Here is a 21,394-nt window from a genome sequence, read left to right on the forward strand (position 1 = left end):
CGCGTTTTACAGCAAAACGCCGGGCATGAGCCCGGCGCGAGGAAATGTCGTGAGCGGCGAGACCTTCAAGAATGTCAGGTCTCCTCCAGCTCCGTGCTTTTGGATTCCGCCGCACGTTTCCTCTCCACGAGTCGAGCCATGTAGATGGAAATCTCGTAGAGAATGATCGCAGGCAGCGCAAGACCGATCTGGGACATGGGATCCGGCGGCGTCAGCACGGCGGCGACCACGAAGGCGAGGACGATCGCGAACTTGCGCTTTTCCCGCAGCCAGTCGCTGGTCAAAAGCCCGACGCGCGCCAGAAGCGTGGTGACGACAGGCAGCTGGAACACCAGACCGAAGGAGAGAACCAGCGTCATGATGAGGCTGAGATATTCCGACACCTTCGGCATCAGCGAAATCGCCACCTCGCCATCCTCGGGCAATTGCTGCATGGCGAGGAAGAACCACATGACCATGGGCGTGAAGAAGAAATAGACGAGCGCCGCACCGATGAGGAAAAGGATCGGCGACGCGATGAGGAACGGCAGGAAGGCCGCCCGTTCGTTCTTGTAGAGACCGGGCGCCACGAATTTATAGAGCTGCGAGGCGACCACCGGAAACGAGATCACCATCGCGCCGAACATGGCGACCTTGATCTGCGTGAAGAAGAATTCCTGCGGCGCGGTATAGATCAGCGACGATTTCGTGACATCGAGGCCCGCCCAGAGAACCGCCCATTTGTAAGGAATGACAAGCAGGTTGAACAGGTGCTTGGCAACGGCGAAACAGGCGATGAAGGCGACGAAGAACGCGCCGAGCGCCCAGATCAGCCGCGTGCGCAACTCCATGAGATGCTCGATGAGCGGCTGCGGCTTGTCCTCGATATCCCCGCTCATGCTTCATCCTTTTTGGGCTTTGCGGCCTTGGTTTTTGCCGTTTTCGCCGGCTTGGTCTCGGCCACGACCGCCTTGTCTGCGGCAGACTTCCTGACGGCAGCCTTTTTGGCGACGGCCTTCACGGTGGGATTGGAAACAGCGGGCTTCGAAACGGTGGGCTCACTGGTTTTCGCGGCGGTTTTCGTCGCCGAAGCGGTTTCGGGCGCTGCCGCCGCAGCCTTGCTGCGGGCGGCGCGTTTGGGCTTGGCGGTAACCGCTTCGGCCTCCACGGTCGCAATCGATTTCGCCCGCGCGCGCTTCGGCTTCTCCTCCGCAGCGACGGCTGCGGCAACCGGCGCGGCGGATGCGGCGACAACAGGCGGCGCATCCGGCAGCTTCATCTCCGGCTCGGGCACGCTCACCAGCGGCGCAACCGGCTCGCTTGTGACGGGCGCAGGGGTGGAAGACAGGCCGTCCGGCGGGGTGGTCGCCTTCTGCAGATCGGACTTGATCTCATTGCCAAGCTGGCGAAGCGGGTTCATCGCATCGCGCAGCGAATTGGTCGGGTTGAGATTGCGGACATCGGAGATGGTCTGGCGCACATCGTCCATGTCGGCCTCTTTGAGGGCCTCGTCGAACTGGGTGCGGAAATCCCCCGCCATCTTGCGAAGGCCGGCCATCGTCTTGCCGAAAGCGCGGATCATGGGCGGCAAGTCCTTCGGCCCGACGACCACGATCAACACGACCGCAATCACCAGAAGCTCGCTCCAGCCGATATCTAACATCAATATGCTCCCGAGACCCTAGCGCATCGGCCCGAAAAATCGGAATCGATTTTCGACCGGAACGATGCGCAACATACAAGTGGTAGAGCGTCCTTGTGCGTCCGAAAGAACGCACGGCGCTCTAGCGCCAGTCCCACACCAAGCGGCGACAGGCCGCTTACTTGATCTCGTCAGCCTTGTGGTCGACGGTCTTCGTGTTGGCATCGGCCGGCGGCGGCGTCTGGTCTTCGTCAGCCATGCCCTTCTTGAAGCTCTTGATGCCCTTTGCGACATCGCCCATCAATTCCGGGATCTTGCCGCGTCCGAAGAGGACGAGAACGATCACCAGCACGATGAGCCAATGCCACACACTAAAAGAACCCATAACTGAAACTCCTGAATTTCGCTTTCAGACGATGTAAGACGTTTGAAAGGCTTTTTCAAACGACAAATCGCCGCTTCGACAGCGAGTGCGCATAAAGTTTTCGTGGCCCCGCCAACAGGATGGCGATATCAGTCGTCGCCATCGCCGCCGCCCGGCGCAAGCAGGCCCAGTTCCTCGAGATCGAGCTGCGTGATCGGGTCTTCGTCCTCCCGCAATTCGTCGCTCATCATCGGCAGAGGAACGCCGAAATTGGAGGGAATGCGGCCCGAAAGCAGCCCTGCCCCCTTAAGCTCCTCGAGGCCCGGCAGATCGCGCAATTCCTCAAGGCCGAAATGGTCGAGAAACTCCACCGTGGTGCCGATCGTCACCGGCCTGCCGGGTGTGCGCCTGCGGCCACGGAACCTGACCCAGCCCGCCTCCATCAGCACGTCAAGCGTGCCGCGCGAGGTCTGCACGCCGCGGATTTCCTCGATTTCGGCGCGTGTCACCGGCTGATGATATGCGATAATAGCAAGAACTTCCAGCGCCGCGCGCGACAGCTTCTTCGGCTCCTTTTCCTCCGCGCGGATGACGAAGGAGAGATCGCCGGCGGTGCGGAAGGCCCATTGCCCGCCCACCTGCACGAGATTGACGCCCCGCTCCGCATAAAGAACCTTGAGATGCTGCAGAATGGTGACGACATCCATGCCGCGCGGCAGGCGCTCGGCGATGAACCCCACGGAAACCGGCTCGGACGAGGCAAAGACCAGGGCCTCGGCGATCCGCTCGGCCTCCTTCAGCTGGCGCTCGGAAAATACCGTGGGTTCGGGCTCTGCCCCATCGGCCGCGATGGTGGCCTCGGCGGTCTCATCGTCATTCATCATTGTCAGTCCTTTCGGCATTCACCGCACGGTCGTCTCGTCCACCCTTACGCATATAAATGGGCTGGAAAGCGCCCTCCTGCCGGATTTGCAGCGAGCCCTCGCGCACCAGCTCCAGCGAAGCGGCAAAGGCGCTGGCAATCGCCGTCACCCGCATGGCGGGATCGGGCACATATTGCAGCAGATACTGATCGAGCACGGTCCATTCCCCGACATCGCCGAGGAGATGGGTCAGAAGCTCACGCGCCTCGACAAGCGACCAGACCTGCCGTTTTTCAATGGTGACCTGGGTAATCGCCTGCCGCTGCCGCAGGTTGGCATAGGCGCTCAGGAGATCGTAGAGGTTCGCCTCATAGGCCGAGCGGTTGATATGGGGAATATGCTCCGGCGCGCCACGGGCAAAAACATCGCGGCCGAGCTGGGCGCGGTTGACGAGGCGTTCCGCCGCCTCGCGCATCGCCTCCAGGCGTTTCAGCCGGAAGGCGAGCGTCGCGGCCATTTCCTCGCCCGAGGGACCGTCATCCTTCGATTGCTGAGGAATAAGGAGTTTGGATTTGAGGAAGGCGAGCCACGCCGCCATGACGAGATAATCGGCCGCAAGCTCGATGCGCACGCGGCGCGCGCTTTCCACGAATTGCAGATATTGTTCGGCGAGCGCCAGCACCGAAATGCGCGACAGATCGACCTTCTGCGTGCGGGCAAGATGCAGCAGAAGATCGAGCGGGCCTTCGAAACCCGCGACATCGATGACCAGCCCGGCCTCGCCCGTCAGCCGCTCCGGCGTCACATCCTGCCAGAGCTTGTCCATCGGTGTCGAATTGCGAGACTTGTCTGCGGCCATTGTTCCATCCGCCGGGCGTCCGGCCTGTCGTCCCGAGTAACGGGCCGCCGCCCGACTGTCAGGAAACGGCCCACATGGCGTTGAATTCGGCTCTCAGTTCCGCTTCGTCGGAAGGGTCCGCAACGGGGAAACCCGCTTCCACGGCCCGCACCCGCTCCAGCGAACGGCCGGAAAGAACGGGGACCTCCTTCACGACCTGAAGCATTTCACCCATCACACCGTTGCAATGCAAGACTATATCGCAGCCGCCCGCAACAATATTCGCAGCTCTTTCACCGAGCGTGCCCTTCAGCGCATTCATGGAACTGTCGTCGGACATCAGCAGGCCGTCAAATCCGATCCGGCCGCGAATGATTTCCTCGATCACCTTCGGCGAGGTCGTCGCCGGCCGTTCGCGGTCGACGGCGTTGAACACCAGATGCGCGCTCATCGCCATCAATTCACGGTTCAGCGCCCGGAACGGCACGAAATCATGGGCGTCCAGCTCATCGAGCGGCACATCGACGACCGGCAGTTCATGGTGCGAATCCACCATGCCGCGGCCATGGCCCGGCATATGTTTCATGACAGGCAACATCCCGCCCGCCTTCAGGCCGTCGGCCGCCGCCTGCCCCATCTCCGCCACCATGGTCGGCGTGCAACCATAGGCGCGGTTGCCGATGACATTGCTGGCGCCTTCCACCGGCACATCGAGCACCGGCAGGCAATCGACATTGATGCCGAATCTCATCAGGTCGAAAGCGTGCAGGCGCGACATCAGCCAGGCGGCGCGCAGGCCGGCGCCCCGATCGCGCTCGTAGATTTCGCCGAGAATGCGGGCGTTCGGATAGGCCTGCAGGATCGGCGGCTTGATACGCTGCACGCGCCCGCCCTCCTGATCGATCAGCACCGGCGCATCTGGCCGCCCGACGGCATCGCGCATGGCGGCGACGAGATCGGTAATCTGCTGCGGCTCGCCAATGTTGCGCCCGAACAGGATGAAGCCCCAGGGCTGTTCATCGCGGTAAAGGGCAATCTCGTCGGCAGTCAGCGAAAGCCCGCTGCATCCGAGGATCATAGCTTTGCAATCGGTCATGGTGTCACGCCTGTTACAGAATAGATGGGAAGAACTTTGCCTGCTCCTCGGCCAATGCCGGGGCGGCGACGTTTACCGTCCGTCACCCCGGCCTCCGAGCCGGGGTCCAGCGCGATCCTTGATCGCGTAAGACTCGTTTCACGGCGCAGACGCGCCGTGGCTGGATGCCGGATCAAGTCCGGCATGACGGAGGTTAGGTGCTCCGTCACTGTCGTTAGACAACAGCGCCGGGGTACTACCCCGGCGCGTCTCTATCACCGCGCCACGAGGCAGCTACCGCCGGCCGAGCGGAACTTTTCGCACAGCGCCACGGCTTCGTTCTTGTCACCCGCCGGGATGCGGACGCGGTAGAACGTGCCCTTGCCGGCGATTTCGGCGGCCTTGATGTCGACGCCGCGTCCACCGATGACCGAGCCGAACTTGGCCGACATGTTCTGGTAGGACTTCTGGGCTTCCGCCTGGCTCGGCAGTGAGGCGATCTGGATGTAGTAGCCACCGGCGGAAGGCGTGCTGGTCGCTGCAGGCGTCGCGGCTGCCGTCTGCTGCTGCGCGGCCTGCGGCTGCGCCGGAGCTGTCGCGGGGCGGACATTGCCCTGGTTGGTCACCGTTGCCACCACATTGGCGGGCTGCGAGGACGGACGCGCCGCAGGAAGCGGTGCTGCCGACTGCGCTGCCGGCTTGGCAGCGGCGGCAGGCGTATTTGCCTGCGGCTGAGCCTGTTCCGGCGCGACCGGAACCCGCGATGCGGCGATGACGGCGGGAGCGCCCTCACCCGGCTTTGCGGTCTGCGGTGCTGCAAGCTCCTCGACCTTGTCGGCCTTCGGCGGCTGGGCTGCCGGTACCTCGACTTCCTGGGCAACCAGCGTGCCGTCAGGCTTGACGATCATGGTGCGGACCTTGCGCGGCGAAACGCCGGTTGCAGCCGAACCTTCGCTCTGCGCGGCCTTTTCTTCCGGCGAAAGCAGGCGCGGATCTTCCGTTTCACCAACCGGCGTGCTGGCGGCTTCCATATCCGCGTCGTTTTCGCCTTCCAGCGGCAACTGTTCGGGGATCAGCGTGCGCTGAACCACATCCACCGGCTGCTCGTTGCTGGAAATCAGCGCCGGCTGCTTCGGATCGGCAGCGCTGCCGCCGGCCACGCGGTCATAAACCGCCTTGTCCTGGTTCGGCACAACGCGACCGCCCGGATTTTCCGGCACGACCTTCATCGGATCGTTGTCGGCGGAGATGATGACCGGCGCGCCATTGGAACCGGTGCTGGACGAACCGCCGGAGACCAGCGCGTAAACGCCGCCACCGATCAGCACCAGACCGATTGCGGCGGCAACCGGCATGATCCAGCGGCGACCGCCGCGTTCATCTTCCTCACGATAGGCCGCCTGATGGTCGACATAGGTGTTTTCGGCATCGCGCGGGGCGCTGCCACGGGAAGCCGCAGCTTCCTGCATGGAGCGGCGGAAATCCTCTTCCAGCGCCCGTTCGAATTCATCGGCCTCTTCCGGAGCCTGCGCGGGACGCGCCTGGGCGGCGCCACGGTTTTCCGCGTGCTTATGACGGTCGAGACCGCCGGCAACCGCAGGCGCAAACAGCGTCGCAAGCTCGGTATCGATATCGAGATCTTCCTCGTGGCGGCGCGCGGTCGGCTTGGGTTCGAAAACCCCGACCGGCAGTTCCGGCACGTCCATCTCGATGATGTTTTCCGGATGCTCTTCCGTCTCGCCGATCTGCGAAGGATCGAAAGGCAGGCTTTCCAGCGTCTGCGGCGCGGCCGGCTGCGGTGCTGCGGCGGCCGGACGCGGCTGAACCGCAGCAGCGGCCACGGGTGCGACAACGGCAACGGGAGCCGGGCGCGGCTGAGGTGCCGGCTGTTCCCTCACCGGCTTCGGCGCAACGGCAGCAGCGGCAACCGGAGCGGCTGGCGGCTGACGAACGGGCTGCGGTGCGGGCGCAGGCGCAACTTCCGCCTCGGCAATTTCAGACAGGTCCAGATCAAGATCGAGATCGTCGAGCGCAAGCTCGAAATCATCGTCGTTGAAGCCGGCGAAATCCGTGAAATCAAGTTCTTCAGCGGGTGCTGCGGGTGCAGCAGCGACAATCGGCGCTGCCTTCACCGGCGCGGCGGCAACCACGGGCGGCTCCACCTTCGCGGCCTGCGCAGCGGGAACGTCCTGCACCAGCGGTGTTTCGCCGCGACCGGGAATGGAATATTTCGCGACGTCGTAAATCAGCTCGTCCATCGGCGAGAGATGTTTCGCTGCCGGCTTCCCGGCGGCCTCGAACGCCAGAGGCTCTGCGGCAGGCGCAAAGGTCTCGGCGAGCGGAGGCGTAAAGGACGGCGCGGTCTCTTCCGCCTGCACGACGGCAGGCGCGGGAGCGGGCTCCACCTGCGGCTCGATACGGGCTGCGGCAGGCTGCTGTTCGGAACGCGGCTCGACCCGCTTCGGATCGGCGGCAGAAACATCCCTACGCGCGCCGAAATTGGCGAGCGGCAGCCGCAGGCTGGAAAATTCCAGCGAAGAACGGCCGCCATGCGATGGCGGACGCACGGAAACCGGTGCGGGCGCCTCCTCGGCGACAGCTATTTCCACCTCATCGGCGAGATCGAAAGCCTGCGGCTCCGGCGCATAGGAATGAACATCGGCGTGAATGTTGCTCGAAACATCGGCCGGAAGCTCCGGCATCGTGTGCCATTCCGGCTCTACGGGTTCTGCGGCCTGCGGTTCTTCCCATGCCACCTGCTGGGCGGCGGGCTGGTAAACCATAGGCTCGGCGGGACGCGACTGGCGCGAATGCACATCGAAAACTTCCGCCACCGCGGAGGCATCGTCGCGGAAATCCGCGCGAATGTCCTGCGTGGTCGTTTCGACATAGTTGTGAATATAGGCCTGATCGACTTCTGGAAGCGGCTCTTCCCTCACCTCCGGTGTGGATGCGGCCACCGGCGCGGGTTCATCCGCCGGCGCAAGCTCGGGCTCGCGGCGGGCGAAAACCGATTCGACACGCTGCATGAAATCTTTGGGGTGGATGCCCGCACGGACATCGTTTGCCGGATCAAGAACGACCGGATCGGCGTGCGGTGCGTCGTAAACCTCGAATTCCCTCAGAAGCTCATCTTCGAGATTGAATTCGGGTTCGCGGCGGGTCACCGATGGCGCAGCCTCGGAACCCGCATGCGAAGGACGATCTTCGAAGCCGACGATACGCGCCAGTTCTGCCAGAGGATCGTTGTCAGCGAACCCTTCGGACCGGGCGTCCCGGTTATACGCGACATTTTTTTCGACCATTACGTGTTCCACCATCTACGCATTGCAGCTCTTGCCAGCGTATTGTGAGCAAATAATGGTGATATGTTATCGCATTTCAGCAGGTGCGTCCGCTCCTAAAAGCGTAAGGCCGGACCTCAAAACATTTGCGACAGCATTCACCAGCCCAAGTCTGGCAATGCTCAATTCTCGGTTTTTATCGTTAATAAAACGTAATTCCGGCTGGTCTTTACCCTTGTTCCAGTGTCCATGGAAGGAACTGGCGAGATCGTAGAGGTAAAAAGCAAGCCGGTGCGGCTCGTGCGAAAGGGCCGCAGATTCGATCAGGCGCGGATATTCAGCAAGCTTTGCAACAAGCTGCAACTCATTGATATCGCTAATCAAAGCAACAGAGGCCGCCATCTCCTCAGCCGAAGGAGAAAGCCCCGGAAACGCTTCCTGCGCCTGCCGGAAGATCGACATGGAGCGGGCATGCGCATATTGCACGTAAAAAACCGGATTATCCTTCGATTGTTCGGTCACTTTCGCGAAATCGAAGTCCAGCGGCTCGGAATTCTTCCGATAAAGCATCATGAATCGCACTGGATCGCGACCCACTTCGTCGACAACATCGCGCAGCGTGACGAAGTCGCCGGAGCGCTTCGACATCTTCACCGGCTCGCCGTCACGGAACAGCTTGACGAGCTGGCACAGAAGCACCGTCAGTTTCGACTTGCCTTCGGAGACGGCGCGCGCAACCGCTTCCAGCCGCTTCACGTAACCGCCATGGTCGGCGCCGAGCACATAGATCATCTCGGAAAAACCACGGTCGAACTTGTTCTTGAAATAGGCAACGTCGGCGGCGAAATAGGTGTAGGAACCGTCCGACTTCATCAGCGCACGGTCCATGTCGTCGCCCACTTCCGTCGAGCGGAACAGCGTCTGTTCGCGATCTTCCCAGTCTTCCGGCAATTCGCCCTTCGGCGGCGGCAGGGTGCCCTTGTAGACATGGCCCTTGAAGGTGAGATCGTTGATGGCCGAGAGGATCGGACCGCCATTGCCCTCATGCAGCGTGCGCTCCGAGAAGAACACATCGTGCCGGACGTTGAGCAGCGCCAGATCCTCGCGGATCATTGCCATCATCGCGTCGATCGCCTTGTCCTTGACGATAGGCATCCACTTTTCCTCGGGCATGGCGCGCAGCTTGATGCCATATTCATCCGCCAGCGCCTGGCCGACGGGAACGAGATAGTCGCCGGGATAAAGGCCGGACGGAATGGTGCCGATATCTTCGCCGAGCGCCTCGCGGTAACGCAGGAACACCGAACGGGCCAGCACATCGATCTGCGAGCCGGCATCGTTGATGTAATATTCCTTGGTAACGCCGTAACCGGCAAAAGCGAGCAGGTTCGCCAGCGTGTCACCGACGACGGCGCCACGGCAATGGCCGACATGCATCGGGCCTGTCGGATTGGCGGAAACATATTCGACGTTGATCTTCTGGCCGGCACCGATGGTGGAACGGCCGAAATCGACGCCCTGCCCGATCATGTCTGCCAGCAGACGCTGCCAGTAACCGACGGAAACCTTGAGATTGATGAAGCCGGGACCCGCGACATTGACGCTGTCCACATCGCCATCGGCCTGAAGAGCCGGCACGATGAGTTCGGCAAGCGCGCGCGGATTGGTGCCGAGCGGCTTCGCCAGCACCATGGCGGCATTGGTTGCGACATCGCCGTGGCTCAGATCGCGCGGGGATTCGACGGTAATTCGACTGAAATCGACCTTTTCGCGGTTCTCTTTCACGAGATCGAGGGTCTCGAGCGCGTTTTTGATCCTGGTATCGAAATCGGCAAAAATGTTCATCGTTCCAACCTGCGCGAAGGGCTTCTGTTTATATCCGGCCTTTTAACCGGGTCGGCTTCGCGATCGCCCGCTGCCCTATCGCAAATCGGGGGTGCGGTCAAACAGCCGCTGGTGGGCGCGCAGTGCATAACTGTCGGTCATGCCGGCCAGATAGTCGCCCACATGCCGGGCTTTTGCGGCCACGCTCATGCCGGAAATGCTGTCCACCCAGTAGTGGCTCTGCATTTCCGCCGGCGTTTCCATATAACGGTGGAAAAGATCGGTGACGATCTGTGTGGCGCCGGCGCGGATGCGCATGATTTCCGGATGCCGGTAGATATGGCCGAACAGCAGTTTCTTGATCTGCCGGTCGGTCTCGGCCATTTCCGGCGAGAAGGTCGCAACGGTGAAATCGGCAGCGCGGATATCCGCCGCACTCTTCGGCTTCAGACGGGCGAGATTCTGCTGCGCAACGCCAATCACATCTTCCACCATATGGGTAATCTGCCGGCGCATGATCTCATTGGCGAAACGCTCCTTGTCGAGCACGGGATATTTCGCCCGCACCTCGGCCATCAGGCCGCCGAGGAATGGCACCTCCTCCAGCATCTCGAAGGTGAGATATCCGGCGCGCAACCCGTCATCGATGTCGTGGGTATTATAGGCGATGTCATCGGCAATCGCCGCCACCTGCGCCTCGAGGCTGGCATAGCTACCGATTTCCAGATCCTGCAGCTCGCAATATTCGAGGATGGGCAGCGGAACCGGTCCCTTGATCCCCTCGCCCTTCGCATTCACCAACGGTCCATTGTGCTTGACGAGACCTTCGAGCGTCTCCCAGGTCAGGTTGATGCCGTCATATTCGGCGTAACGGCGCTCCAGTTTGGTGACGATGCGCAGCGACTGGGCGTTATGATCGAAGCCGCCATAGGGCAAAAGCACCGCATCCAGCGCATCCTCGCCGGTATGGCCGAAAGGTGTGTGGCCGAAATCATGCACCAGCGCCACGCCCTCTGCCAAATCCTCGTCGAGCTTCAGCGCGCGAGCGAGCGCCCGGGCGATCTGCGCCACCTCGATGGTGTGGGTGAGACGCGTGCGATAATGGTCGCCGTCAGGGCTGATAAACACCTGCGTCTTATGCTTCAGGCGGCGAAAGGCCGTCGTGTGGACGATGCGGTCCCGGTCGCGCTGGAACTCCGAGCGCGTCAGGCTTCCGGTTTCGGGAAAAAGACGCCCGCGCGTGGTCCATGGATCCGAGGCGAAAACCGCCCTCTCGCCGCTTCCGAAACCCAATGCGCGCTGGTCTATGATCATGCATCCACCTGTTGTCTTCTCCAGCCGGGACTTCCTTTTGGTCTCGGCCATTGACCTTTTCATTCGCCCTTCATACCTATCGCAGAGGTCAGCGCAAAGCATCATCGCCGTGTTGACCGTCTTCACACAGGCTATAGACCGTTAATTTGACCGGTTTATAATGGTGACAACGAGATTATTGCTCTCCGGTTCTTGACCCCGGCAGGAGAAACGACATGGAAAACAGCGACATTACCCTTTCTGAAGCTGCGGCGAAGCGAATCGCCCAGATCGTCGCGGCCGAAGCCGGCAAACAGGCGCTGCGCGTCTCGGTGGAAGGCGGCGGCTGCTCGGGCTTCTCCTACAAGTTCGATCTGGCCGAAGACAAAGCCGATGACGACATCGTGATTGCCCGCGGCGACGCCAAGGTGCTGATCGACAGCCTCTCGGTCGTCTATATGGCCGGCTCCGAAATCGACTTCGTCGACAATCTGCTCGGCCAGTCCTTCCAGATCAAGAACCCGAATGCGGTGGCAAGCTGCGGCTGTGGCACCAGCTTTTCTATTTGAGTGGGAAATACCGGCGTGCAATCCGCACGCCAGTCACCAAGCTTTGAAGTAACTCGCATCTCTCTGCTCTCCTCATTCCTGTGCTTGTCACAGGAATCCAGTCGACGCGCGTCGGCGCGGCGGGAAGAGTCCTTTCAGCCCAAAGACTTGGGCTGGCTGGATTCCTGTGACAAGCACAGGAATGAGGGAGGAGAAACGCAGCGACCCCGCCCGTCCGGCGTCTTTCCACCACATCCGCACCATCAATTTCCAAAAACGGTGGCAATCGCTTTTGCATCGGGTAAAAGTACCCTCGCAAAAGGGAAACTCCGATGAAGATTGCCACCTGGAACATCAACGGCGTCAAGGCGCGTATCGAAAACCTCTGCCAGTGGCTGAAGGATTCATCGCCCGATATCGTCTGCCTTCAGGAAATCAAATCCGTCGACGAAGGTTTTCCCCGGCTGGAGCTGGAGGCGCTCGGCTATCACGTCGAGACCCACGGCCAGAAGGGCTTCAACGGTGTCGCGCTGCTCTCGAAGGTCAAGCCCGACGAGGTCAATCGCGGCCTGCCGGGTGACGATGCCGACGAACAGGCGCGTTTCATCGAAGGCGTGTTTTCCGTCGATGGCGGCGCGATCCGCGTCTGCTCGCTTTACCTGCCGAACGGCAATCCGCCGGACGATCCGGTGAAATATCCCTATAAGCTTGCCTGGATGGAACGGCTGCGGCATTTTGCCGAAGATCGCCTCGCGCTCGAGGAGCCGCTGATCCTCGCGGGCGACTACAACGTCATTCCCGAGCCCTTCGATTGCCACGACCCACGCGTGTGGGAAGGCGACGCATTGTTCCTGCCGAAGACCCGTGCAGCCTTCCGCAAGCTGGAGAATCTGGGTTTCACCGATGCCGCGCGTGCGACGACGGATGAAGCAGGACTTTATTCCTTCTGGGATTATCAGGCCGGGGCATGGCCGAAAAACAATGGCATCCGCATCGATCATCTGATGCTGTCAGCGGAAGCGGCCGACAGGCTGCAATCCGTCAGCATCGAAAAACATGTGCGAGCCTGGGAAAAACCGTCCGACCATGTGCCGGTCTGCGGTTATTTCGATTTCAGTCCGGCCGGCTGAGCCACGCCTGGCGGGTGGATAAAACCACCCCTATCAGCACCCTCAATCCGGATCGTTGAACTGCATGTTCTGCGCCAGGGCGATAGCGGCGCGGCGATCGTTCTCACCGGCGAGCGAAAAAGCCTGCTCCTGCAGGTTCTGTATCCAGGTGCAGTCCGCTGCCGTGCACTTGTCGAGCGCCGCCGTCATGAAGGCCAGCCCCTGCGTCGTCTGGCCTTCCTGGAAGATCAGGTTGCCGAAAATCGACATGGCGCCGGCATGGCCGTGCTTGCGGGCCTGGTTGAGCCACTTCTTGGCCTGCTGCACATCGGCGCGGCCGCCCTCGCCGGCGAGAATCATCTCAGCCAGACGGAACTGCGCCTCAGCGACGCCAAACGTGGAAGCAACCTGGAAATAAAGCTGGCGGGCCTGCGACAGGTCCATCTTCACCGGGCTGCCGGGAATGCCGTGACGGTAATAATCCGCAAGGGAAAGCAGCGCGTTGACGAAAAAGCCGGTATCTTCCGAACCCGGCTCCACGCCCTGATTGGCGATTTCGCTGTAGATCTTGAAAGCTTCGAAGTCGTTCTTGGCGACGCCATCGCCATAGGCATACATATTGGCAAGCGCCCAGCGCGAGCCGGTATGGCCCTTTTCAGCCGCGTAGCGATAGGCCTCGACGGCTTCGCCCTTGTTGCCGTTCTTGTAGGCCTTGAAGCCGAACTTGAACAGGTCGAAGGGGCCGGATTCCTTGGTCACGCCCGCATTGATGTCAAAAGCCGCAGCAGGCATTGCGAGCGACGCAAGCAACATGCCCATGAGGAGCGGCTTTAAAACGTTGGCTTCACATTTCAGCATTTCAGCGAACTTCTCTCAACTCTTCCCGGCATATAGCCAATACTTGCGGAATACTGCAAAGCCGAACCCCGCCGGGTCGCGATTTTTCGAACACACTGCGTCTTTCCGGCAGCACTTTCCAGCGCACCACCGGTGGTCTTTTGCGGCAATTGCCCTAATTTTCCAGTGAGACAGATATAGGCATAATTTCCGGCAACATAACGGCATTCCGTCATCCGCCGGTCAGCGCCAGACAAGAAAGCCGGGCGAAATTCCCGTATTACTTGCTTAAACGCTGAATCCAAACCCGTTTTCACTTTCTGCAACTCCGCAGGCCCACATCAAACGCCTGCATGTTCTTTCATTCCCGCGCCTTTAAACATAAGCCAAGCACCTTGTTTGTGGCGGGAAATGGACAGATATGCTCACATTCCAACGCGCCCACACGCTTGCAGAAAAGTGTTGCCAAATCGTCACAAAACTTTCGGGCTAGAAAATTTTATCGAGCAGGAATCATAGTCGCGCATGAAAAAAGGCCCGGTTGGTAAACCGGACCTTTATTTTAACATCTACGGAAGGATGATGTCAGAACTTGACCTTCACACCGGTCGAGATGGCTGCGACGAGGTCGTTGCCGAAGTCGTAGCCCGCCTCGTTGCCGCAGGTGAAGCCTGCACCGCACGGTCCGCCATTGATGGACGAGCTACCGGAGGTCAGGAGGCCGAGAGCGCCGGCAATCTTGAACTCGATGTTCTTGTTCGGGGAGTAGACGATCTGCGTGCCCAGCGTCCAGGTGTCGGTCTGGGTGCCAATGATAGTCGATGTACCGCGATCCCAGGTCAGGCTCACAGCACCGCTCCACTGTTCGTTGAACTTGTGACCGACGCCACCCGAAATCGTCCAGCCGTCGCGATAAAACAGGTCAAGCGTGTTGAGCGTGTCAGCTCCGCTCGGAACGCACGGCGACGTGCCGACCGCGCAGAAAGGAATGACCTGAATCTGGCTCCAGTCCGTCCACTTCACCGAACCGAAAGCAAGCCAGTCCGGCGCGATACCAGATTGCACCTTGAGTTCGATACTGTCTGGCATGGAAACAGAGCCATAGATCGGCACGAGCTTGCCACCGTATTTCGCAAGCGTCGGAGAAATGGACGGCGGCGTCTGCGGGATCGCCCTGACGTCGGCGAAACCGGTCAGGTCGTGATCAACGGCGCTGTTGTAAACGAGGCTCGCACGGAAGGCGATCTCGGGAATCTCGTAGGCCATGCCGGCGCGCCAGCCCCAGCCGTCACCTTCCATCTCAAGTTTGCCAACGCCGCTGAAGCTGGACCAGGCTGGATTGAGGCCCAGAACGGCCGGCCCGAGAACCTGACGGTATTTATAACCGCTGAGTTCCTGATAGAAACCGCCGCCGATGATCGAGAAGTCGCCTTTGCCAAGATCGAACTTCACCCGGCAGGTGGTAGCGTAGTTGTGCGACTTGACCTTGGTTTCGATATTGTAGCTCGATCCCTGCCAGATGCCGGGATTGAGATGGGCGCCCCACGGTTGCGAGTAATCGAACATGCAGTCGCCGAAATCACCGATTGCCGCCTTGGCACCGATGCGGGTCGACCAGAAATTTTCGGAATCATCTGCACTCGTGGACCAGGACGCAGGCAAAGGACCGCTTTTCAGCGGATTGTCCCGCGCATTCTCCACCTTGCGCTGCGGCGCGACGAAGGTTGCGGAACTATCGAGAACATAATCGGACGGATCGAACAGCAGGTCGATATTGTAACCGCCACGCTCAAGGCCGCCAGCCAATGAGGGCGTTACCGCCGCGATGCTGACTGCGAAACATACCGCGCCGCGAAAAATTGCAGTTTTTGCCATCTCTCTCCCCAATCAAGGCAATGTGATCATCAAAAGAGTGAAGCGCTTCGCAGCAAATGACAATCTGCCGCACTCTGGCACAGTTCTGCGACACTTCTCCATTTTTTACGTAAGAATTTCATGTCGATCCCCTTGCATAATCATTTTAGGTTATTTTTCTAATCCCATTGAAGCAATCAGACATAAAATGAAACAAATTCCCACTTGAGGCAGGAATTGTCGCCAAATAACCACACTCACGGGTTTCCCGAGGAAACGCGCTTATCAGGCCGTTTTTGTTGGATTTTTCGGCTGTTTCAGAGGTTTTTGACCGGACCTGGCGTGAAATAATCGCTCTTTCGGGTGCACATGATTCGCCATTGCAGTGCAGCAATCAATCGAGACGAATTGTTACGCGGAAACAAAAAACGCCCCGTTTCGAACGGGGCGTTTTGTTTTCATAAAAGAGCCAGAGGCAGCTATTACCCCGCTTCGCTGACCCGCATGAGCGCCGTTCTCAGGCTTGCAAGCTGCACTTCCAGCTCCGCCTTGCGCTCGCGCTCGGCGGCAACCACTTCCGGATCGGCATTGGCCACGAATTTTTCGTTCGACAGCTTCTTGTCGATGCGTTCCATTTCCGCATCCACCTTGCCGATCGCCTTTTCGAGACGGGCTTCCTCGGCGGCCAGATCGATGAGCTTGCCAAGCGGCAGGCACACCGTCGCCTCACCGACGATGATCTGCGCGGAGCCCTTCGGTGCGACATCGGCGGCGCGGATTTCATCCGCCCGCGCCAGGCGCCGGATGGCGGCGGCGTGGCGGTCGAGCCGCGCTTCGGTGGAGGTATTGGCGCCGACAACCACCAGCGAAGCGGTGGCGCCGGGCGGCACGTTCATCTCGGCGCGCGCGGAGCGAATGCCGGAGACGAGATCGATCAGCCAGTTGATTTCGGCCGCCGCGGCATCGTCGCGGAATTCCGGCACCGGCCAGTCGGTCAGGCAAAGCAGATTATCCCGCTCCTCGCCCTCGCCCGCCGTATGCGCCCACAGCTCTTCCGTCATGAAGGGCATGAAGGGGTGCAGGAGCTTGTAAATCTCGTCCAGAACATAGGCCGCACAGGCCTGCGATTCCCTCTTGGCCTTTTCGTCTTCGCCGCTGAAGACGGGCTTCAGCAATTCCAGATACCAGTCGCAGAACTGGTTCCAGACGAAACGGTAGAGAATGCCGGAGGCATCGTTGAAACGGAAGTTCTCGAGCGCCGCCGTCACGTCGCGCGCCGTATTGGCAAGCTCGGTCAGGATCCAGCGGTTGATGGTCAGCGACGCGGTTTCTGCAAGGAAATGCGGATCGCGCTTCACGCCGTTCATCTCGGCAAAACGGGTCGCATTCCAGAGCTTGGTGCCGAAGTTGCGATAACCGGCGATACGCGCCGGATCGAGCTTCACGTCGCGGCCCTGCGCCGCCATGATGGCGAGCGTGAAACGCAGCGCATCCGCACCATATTCGTCGATCAGTTCCAGCGGATCGATGACGTTGCCCTTGGACTTCGACATCTTCTGGCCGTTCTTGTCGCGAACCAGCGCGTGGATATAGACCGTGCTGAAAGGCTCGACCGGGTTGCCCGCATCGTCCTTCATGAAATGCAGGCCCATCTGCATCATCCGCACCACCCAGAACGGGATGATGTCGAAACCGGTCACCAGCACGTTGGTCGGATAATAGCGCGCCAGTTCCGGTGTCTGCTCGGGCCAGCCGAGCGTGGAGAACGGCCACAGCGCCGACGAGAACCAGGTGTCGAGCACGTCTTCGTCGCGGGTCAGGATTTCGCCCGGCTTGAAGTTCTCAAGCTTTTCCTCGACCCAGGCCTTCCACGGACCTTCATGGGCGATATAGTGCTGGATGGCCGCCTGAAGCGCCTCTTCTTCGGTCTTCTCGACGAAGACCTGTCCGTCCGGGCCATACCATGCGGGGATCTGGTGACCCCACCACAATTGCCGCGAAATGCACCAGGGCTGGATGTTTTCCATCCACTGGAAGTAGGTGTTTTCCCAGTTCTTCGGCACGAAATTGGTGCGGCCTTCGCGAACCGAGGCAATCGCCGGCTGGGCGAGCGTCTTGTTATCCACCCACCACTGGTCGGTCAGGCGCGGCTCGATCGGCACGCCGCCACGGTCGCCATGCGGCACGACATGCTTGTGCGGCTCGATCTTGTCGAGCAGGCCGGCTTCCTCGAAGATTTCGACGATGATCTTGCGGGCGGTAAAGCGGTCCTGTCCTTCCAGACGATCCCATGCGCCATGCAGCGCCGCGGGATGGCTGAGCCCCTCGAGGAAATCCTCGTTCTCCTTGATGGAGATCGTGCCGTCGATATTCATGATGTTGATGGCGCGCAGGCCGCAGCGCTTGCCGACTTCGAAATCGTTGAAGTCATGCGCAGGCGTGATCTTAACCGCGCCCGTGCCGGCTGTCGGGTCAGCATAGTCATCGGCGACGATCGGGATTTTGCGGCCGACGATCGGCAGGATGACATGCTTGCCGATGATGCCCTTGTACCGTTCATCCTTCGGGTTCACCGCAACGCCGGTATCGCCGAGCATGGTTTCGGGCCGCGTCGTGGCGACGACGATATAGTCGCGCGTTTCGAACTCGGTGGGCTTGCCCTCCTCGTCGAAAGCGACCGGGTATTGATAGGTGACACCCTTTTCCAGCGGATAACGGAAGTGCCAAAGGTTGCCCTTCACCTCGATCTGTTCGACTTCCATGTCGGAAATCGCAGTCTGCAGCTTCGGATCCCAGTTGACGAGGCGCTTGTCCTTGTAAATCAGGTTCTGCTTGTAAAGGGTGACGAAGACCTCGAGGACGGCCTCGGAAAGCCCCTCATCCATGGTGAAGCGCTCACGCGACCAGTCGCAGGAGGCGCCGAGACGTTTCAGCTGGTTGAAGATCAGGCCGCCGGATTCGGCCTTCCATTCCCAGACTTTCTCCACGAAAGCCTCGCGGCCCATCTCGCGACGGCCCGGAAGCTGCTGCTCCATCAGCTTGCGCTCGACGACCATCTGCGTGGCGATGCCGGCATGGTCCATGCCCGGCTGCCACAGCACGTCCTTGCCGCGCATGCGCTCGAAGCGGACCAGAATATCCTGCAGCGTGTTGTTGAGCGCGTGGCCCATATGCAGGGAGCCGGTCACATTCGGCGGCGGGATGACGATGGTGAAGGTTTCCGCGCCCGGCTTGGCGTTGGCGCCGGCACGAAAAGCGTTAGCCTCGTCCCAGGCTTTGGCGATCTTCGGTTCGACGGATGCGGAATCGTAGGTCTTTTCGAGCATTTCCTGACCTGAATTTTAGAGTTCTTGTGTGGATTTTTTTAAATAAGGATGGACGGGAGAGAGTCAACAGAAACCCGCCCGCGAGCCAACCATTGAGCGGACCCACGGGTGACTATGACCCCATAACACCTTCATCTTCAACAAAAAAGCCGCCCCGATGCCGGAGCGGCCCCTGTTTCGTCGCATCCGCCGCAATCGCAGATGCGGCCGGAGCGGAACTTAGCGGCGCGAACCGCGCGCCACGCGCTCGATTTCCTCGCGCACCAGACGCTCCACGAGCGTCGGCAGATTGTCTTCCAGCCAGTCCTGCAGCATCGGGCGCAGCATTTCGGCGGCCATATCCTCGATCGAGCGCCGCTCGACGCCGTCGAAAACCTGCGCCAACTCGCTGAACGAACGGGCGATCTGCGCACCGGCAGCGGCGGAAAGAAGATTGAGCGACAGACCGCCCTCGACACCCGCCTCGTCTTTTGCCTGTGGCTCAGCCAGATCGAATGCCCGTTTCTCAACGACAGGCTCCAGCACCGCAATATCGAAACGCTCCGCTGTCAGCGGCGTTTCGAGCGCCCCGCGCAGCGAAAGCTGATCGAAGCGGTTTTCGGCCGAAGACGCGCTTTCGATGGCGGCAGCAGCGGCGCGATCCTCAGCGGCAAAAGGTGCCGGCTGCTCGCTCACGCCAGATGCCGGCTGCTCGCTCACGCTCGCGGCGGCCGCAGCCGCCATCAGCGGCCGAACATCCGTCGGGCGCTGCGGTGCGGCGCGTTCGGAAGACGGCGCGGACAAAGGCTGCGATACGGTCGGCGCAGCAGCCGACGGCGCGGTCTCGGCCGCGCCACGCTGGGCCTGCGCGGCGAAAGCCTGCGGCCCCATGGCGGCGTTACGGTCTGCGGCGGCACGCACACGGGCGGCAACATCGGCAAGGGACATGGTCTTCTCGGCGGAGCTTTCCTGCCGTTCAGCCATGGGCCCTTCAGAAATCGGCGAAAAATCCTGCGCAGGCCGTGCGCCAAAAGCCTGGTTTGCGGCGGGGGGAACGCGCGCCGGCGGGCTGATGGGCTCCGCTACGAAGGCCGCTTCGCTCGCAGCCTCGTCTTCATCGTCATAGACCGGCGGCAACTGCCCGGAAAACGCACCGGCAGGTCCGGTCTCGTTGCTTTCGATGATCCGGCGGATAGACGCCAGAATCTCTTCCATGGACGGTTCACGCGCTACGCTTGGCTGAGCCATATCAATCCCCGGTTTCCACTCTTCGAACGCCCTTGCCGCATCCCTCGGACACCGGATGAGCGCTCCTTGACCTGTTCAATTTTCACATCGCGTTTTCGACAACCGAAATCGATCGTCACACCGATGCTCTGAAACATGGTCGGCCAAGCGCTTGAGCATTTCGCCGTCCCTGTCGCAGGATCATGCGGGGCAGAAATACGCACACCCCGAATCACCCTTAGTTTAGGTCAGCATAGCGAGGAACTAAATCACTGATTCGACAAGTTTCGTGATGATGCACAGCTTTGTGAGAACGGCCCGAAAGGATGCGCTCCGCTGGCAAACCGAACATAAAAACGCCGGGGCGGAAACTCCACCCCGGCGTCAAAAAAGAAGATGATCGTTTGCCGATCAGAAAACGAATTCGGCCGCCTTGGCAAAACCCGGCAGCGGCTTGACCGAAGCATTGAAGAAAGTGGCGGCCGATGTGCTGTTGCCATCGCGGCGATAGACGGTGGCCTTCGCGGCGCCGCCATATCCGACGACGACAACCAGACGGCCGCCGTCGCGCAGCTGGTCGGTCAGTGCCGCCGGCACTTCCTCCACCGAGCCGTTGATGAAAACGAGGTCATAGGGCGCCTCGCCCGCATAGCCCTTTTCGAGATCGCCGGTCACGACCGCGACATTGTCATATCCAAGCGAAGCGAGCGTCTCGGTCGCCTGTGCGGCCAGCGCCTCATCGCTTTCAAGGGAAACCACCGAACCGGCAAGCTGCGAAAGGATGGCAGCCGCATAACCTGCGCCGCCGCCGACTTCCAGCACCACGTCCTCCTTCGACACGGCCGAAAGCTGCAGCAGCTTCGCCAGCGGCGAGGTCTTCATGACATAACGGGCCGGACGGCCATCGCGGGCGGGACAGATCTGCAGGTCTTCGTCCACATAGGCAATCTGCCGCACGCCCGCCGGCACGAATGCCTCGCGCGGCACGCTCAAAAACGCCTTCAGCACGGAATGCGACGTCACGTCGGTCGTGCGCAACTGGCTGTCGACCATATTGGCGCGTGCGGTTTCGAAATCCATCATATCGTATCGCCTCAATTTCACGGATGCCGGTCGGGAAGCCTCGGCTCCAAAAGCTCAAAACGGCAGGGGCTCCCCCTCGCCTTTGGATAATCTCATAATTGCCCAAGCGCACGCTTTCAAGCGCGCTAAGCCGGATGTGTGGGAAAAAGCGAAATCGTCGAAATTCTCGTGGGCTCGACAAATGGCGACCACAATAGATTATTGCTTATATTCACTTAGCATTTCAGCACCGCCATCGCGAAATAATTTGTCGAGGCTGACACTACACG

17 protein-coding genes are annotated in these 21,394 nt (G+C 60.7%); 2 read left to right on the forward strand and 15 right to left on the reverse strand.

All coding sequences use genetic code 11. The features are described from left to right. Positions 1–74 precede the first annotated feature (74 nt). The 9 genes from tatC to FGF54_RS07225 form a co-directional block, all read right to left on the reverse strand. Positions 75–878 (reverse strand): twin-arginine translocase subunit TatC, encoded by an 804-nt coding sequence (gene tatC, locus FGF54_RS07185; protein WP_003522727.1) that lies wholly within the window; start codon positions 876–878, stop codon positions 75–77. Continuing rightward, a complete protein-coding gene (tatB, locus tag FGF54_RS07190; protein WP_142779309.1) occupies positions 875–1,642 on the reverse strand; it encodes a Sec-independent protein translocase protein TatB in 768 nt (255 codons plus the stop codon). The genes tatC and tatB overlap by 4 nt, the downstream gene beginning before the upstream one ends. 157 nt (positions 1,643–1,799) lie before the next feature. Beyond that, positions 1,800–2,006: a twin-arginine translocase TatA/TatE family subunit gene (locus FGF54_RS07195; protein WP_003509722.1), complete on the reverse strand. Its 207-nt coding sequence runs from the start codon at positions 2,004–2,006 to the stop codon at positions 1,800–1,802. A gap of 128 nt (positions 2,007–2,134) precedes the next feature. Beyond that, positions 2,135–2,869 carry an SMC-Scp complex subunit ScpB gene (scpB, locus tag FGF54_RS07200; RefSeq protein ID WP_142779310.1) on the reverse strand — a complete coding sequence of 245 codons (735 nt, stop codon included), beginning with the start codon at positions 2,867–2,869 and terminating at the stop codon, positions 2,135–2,137. Continuing rightward, positions 2,859–3,707 (reverse strand): ScpA family protein, encoded by an 849-nt coding sequence (locus tag FGF54_RS07205; protein ID WP_003522723.1) that lies wholly within the window; start codon positions 3,705–3,707, stop codon positions 2,859–2,861. Before FGF54_RS07205 ends, scpB begins: the two co-directional genes overlap by 11 nt. Before the next feature lie 58 nt (positions 3,708–3,765). Further along, the gene (nagZ, locus tag FGF54_RS07210; RefSeq protein ID WP_142779311.1) at positions 3,766–4,782 is read right to left on the reverse strand and encodes a beta-N-acetylhexosaminidase; all 1,017 of its coding nucleotides are present in this window, start codon (positions 4,780–4,782) and stop codon (positions 3,766–3,768) included. 254 nt (positions 4,783–5,036) lie between these two features. Next, on the reverse strand, positions 5,037–8,066 hold the full coding sequence (locus tag FGF54_RS07215) for an SPOR domain-containing protein (protein ID WP_142779312.1): 3,030 nt from the start codon (positions 8,064–8,066) through the stop codon (positions 5,037–5,039). Between the two features lie 66 nt (positions 8,067–8,132). Further along, positions 8,133–9,890, reverse strand: coding sequence for an arginine--tRNA ligase (gene argS / locus FGF54_RS07220; RefSeq protein WP_003522720.1), 1,758 nt, complete (start codon positions 9,888–9,890; stop codon positions 8,133–8,135). 75 nt (positions 9,891–9,965) lie between these two features. Further along, complete coding sequence (locus FGF54_RS07225) at positions 9,966–11,183, reverse strand: deoxyguanosinetriphosphate triphosphohydrolase (protein ID WP_031234129.1); 1,218 nt, start codon at positions 11,181–11,183, stop codon at positions 9,966–9,968. A 215-nt stretch (positions 11,184–11,398) separates the two neighbouring features. On the opposite strand from FGF54_RS07225, the gene erpA reads away from it, so the two are divergent. Both erpA and xth read left to right on the forward strand, forming a co-directional pair. After that, a complete protein-coding gene (gene erpA, locus FGF54_RS07230; RefSeq protein WP_020811519.1) occupies positions 11,399–11,731 on the forward strand; it encodes an iron-sulfur cluster insertion protein ErpA in 333 nt (110 codons plus the stop codon). A 311-nt stretch (positions 11,732–12,042) separates the two neighbouring features. Then, entirely contained in the window at positions 12,043–12,840 is a 798-nt protein-coding gene (xth, locus tag FGF54_RS07240; RefSeq protein WP_142779314.1) for an exodeoxyribonuclease III, read from the forward strand. A 42-nt stretch (positions 12,841–12,882) separates the two neighbouring features. Here the strand turns inward: xth and exoR are convergent, their stop codons facing one another. The 6 genes from exoR to FGF54_RS07270 form a co-directional block, all read right to left on the reverse strand. Then, positions 12,883–13,677: an exopolysaccharide production regulator ExoR gene (exoR, locus tag FGF54_RS07245; protein WP_142779315.1), complete on the reverse strand. Its 795-nt coding sequence runs from the start codon at positions 13,675–13,677 to the stop codon at positions 12,883–12,885. Next, positions 13,671–13,973 (reverse strand): hypothetical protein, encoded by a 303-nt coding sequence (locus FGF54_RS07250; protein ID WP_223215637.1) that lies wholly within the window; start codon positions 13,971–13,973, stop codon positions 13,671–13,673. The genes exoR and FGF54_RS07250 overlap by 7 nt, the downstream gene beginning before the upstream one ends. A gap of 268 nt (positions 13,974–14,241) precedes the next feature. Beyond that, on the reverse strand, positions 14,242–15,531 hold the full coding sequence (locus tag FGF54_RS07255) for an outer membrane protein transport protein (RefSeq protein WP_035263977.1): 1,290 nt from the start codon (positions 15,529–15,531) through the stop codon (positions 14,242–14,244). Between the two features lie 461 nt (positions 15,532–15,992). Next, positions 15,993–18,836, reverse strand: coding sequence for a valine--tRNA ligase (locus tag FGF54_RS07260; RefSeq protein WP_142779316.1), 2,844 nt, complete (start codon positions 18,834–18,836; stop codon positions 15,993–15,995). A 219-nt stretch (positions 18,837–19,055) separates the two neighbouring features. Further along, positions 19,056–20,063, reverse strand: coding sequence for a cell division protein PopZ (gene popZ / locus FGF54_RS07265; protein WP_142779317.1), 1,008 nt, complete (start codon positions 20,061–20,063; stop codon positions 19,056–19,058). Positions 20,064–20,453: 390 nt separating this feature from the next. Next, on the reverse strand, positions 20,454–21,125 hold the full coding sequence (locus FGF54_RS07270; RefSeq protein WP_035263968.1) for a protein-L-isoaspartate O-methyltransferase: 672 nt from the start codon (positions 21,123–21,125) through the stop codon (positions 20,454–20,456). Between the last annotated feature and the right edge of the window lie 269 nt (positions 21,126–21,394).

It is taken from the genome of Agrobacterium sp. T29, from assembly GCF_006970545.1.
Lineage (GTDB): Bacteria > Pseudomonadota > Alphaproteobacteria > Rhizobiales > Rhizobiaceae > Agrobacterium > Agrobacterium leguminum.

Excerpts from the sequence above, each read along its gene's own strand:
- tatC (WP_003522727.1), bottom strand. The coding sequence starts at position 878 with ATGAGCGGGGATATCGAGGACAAGCCGCAGCCGCTCATCGAGCATCTC.
- tatB (WP_142779309.1), bottom strand. The coding sequence starts at position 1,642 with ATGTTAGATATCGGCTGGAGCGAGCTTCTGGTGATTGCGGTCGTGTTG.
- FGF54_RS07195 (WP_003509722.1), bottom strand. The coding sequence starts at position 2,006 with ATGGGTTCTTTTAGTGTGTGGCATTGGCTCATCGTGCTGGTGATCGTT.
- scpB (WP_142779310.1), bottom strand. The coding sequence starts at position 2,869 with ATGATGAATGACGATGAGACCGCCGAGGCCACCATCGCGGCCGATGGG.
- FGF54_RS07205 (WP_003522723.1), bottom strand. The coding sequence starts at position 3,707 with ATGGCCGCAGACAAGTCTCGCAATTCGACACCGATGGACAAGCTCTGG.
- nagZ (WP_142779311.1), bottom strand. The coding sequence starts at position 4,782 with ATGACCGATTGCAAAGCTATGATCCTCGGATGCAGCGGGCTTTCGCTG.
- FGF54_RS07215 (WP_142779312.1), bottom strand. The coding sequence starts at position 8,066 with ATGGTCGAAAAAAATGTCGCGTATAACCGGGACGCCCGGTCCGAAGGG.
- argS (WP_003522720.1), bottom strand. The coding sequence starts at position 9,890 with ATGAACATTTTTGCCGATTTCGATACCAGGATCAAAAACGCGCTCGAG.
- FGF54_RS07225 (WP_031234129.1), bottom strand. The coding sequence starts at position 11,183 with ATGATCATAGACCAGCGCGCATTGGGTTTCGGAAGCGGCGAGAGGGCG.
- erpA (WP_020811519.1), top strand. The coding sequence starts at position 11,399 with ATGGAAAACAGCGACATTACCCTTTCTGAAGCTGCGGCGAAGCGAATC.
- xth (WP_142779314.1), top strand. The coding sequence starts at position 12,043 with ATGAAGATTGCCACCTGGAACATCAACGGCGTCAAGGCGCGTATCGAA.
- exoR (WP_142779315.1), bottom strand. The coding sequence starts at position 13,677 with ATGCTGAAATGTGAAGCCAACGTTTTAAAGCCGCTCCTCATGGGCATG.
- FGF54_RS07255 (WP_035263977.1), bottom strand. The coding sequence starts at position 15,531 with ATGGCAAAAACTGCAATTTTTCGCGGCGCGGTATGTTTCGCAGTCAGC.
- FGF54_RS07260 (WP_142779316.1), bottom strand. The coding sequence starts at position 18,836 with ATGCTCGAAAAGACCTACGATTCCGCATCCGTCGAACCGAAGATCGCC.
- popZ (WP_142779317.1), bottom strand. The coding sequence starts at position 20,063 with ATGGCTCAGCCAAGCGTAGCGCGTGAACCGTCCATGGAAGAGATTCTG.
- FGF54_RS07270 (WP_035263968.1), bottom strand. The coding sequence starts at position 21,125 with ATGATGGATTTCGAAACCGCACGCGCCAATATGGTCGACAGCCAGTTG.